This window comes from Vibrio fujianensis, from assembly GCF_002749895.1.
GTDB classification, from domain to species: Bacteria; Pseudomonadota; Gammaproteobacteria; order Enterobacterales; family Vibrionaceae; genus Vibrio; species Vibrio fujianensis.
On sequence record NZ_NBUS01000041.1, the window covers coordinates 89,786 to 90,138 of the forward strand.

Sequence of the window (353 nt, forward strand, 5' to 3'; positions counted from 1 at the left end):
GCCCGTACCATGCCTTTGAAAATAAATAAATGGGCGGGCATCATCACAAACCAATAAATAAGTCCAAGAAACCCTTGCGGATGCCACCAAGCGGTGACGGTCAATGTGCGTTTACCTTCTTGTTCTTTTATCATAAATTCAAGTCGGCCAAGTCCGGGCCCTTTCATACCAAACAGTAAAGATAAAAATTGGCCGGGATCACACCGGATCACTTTCCAAGAATCAATAAAATCGCCAATTTGTAACTCTGGCCCTTGTGGACGACGGCGAATTGGACGACTGGCACCGAATAAGACATCTAACCATTCTCGGGTACGCCATAAGGTATTGGCAAAAAAATACCCTTGCTGATC

At 45.0% G+C, this 353-nt stretch carries 1 protein-coding gene; it reads right to left on the reverse strand.

The features are described 5' to 3' along the window. Positions 1-353: DUF2867 domain-containing protein (locus B7C60_RS18345; RefSeq protein ID WP_245868875.1), on the reverse strand; the 353-nt coding region annotated here is incomplete at both ends.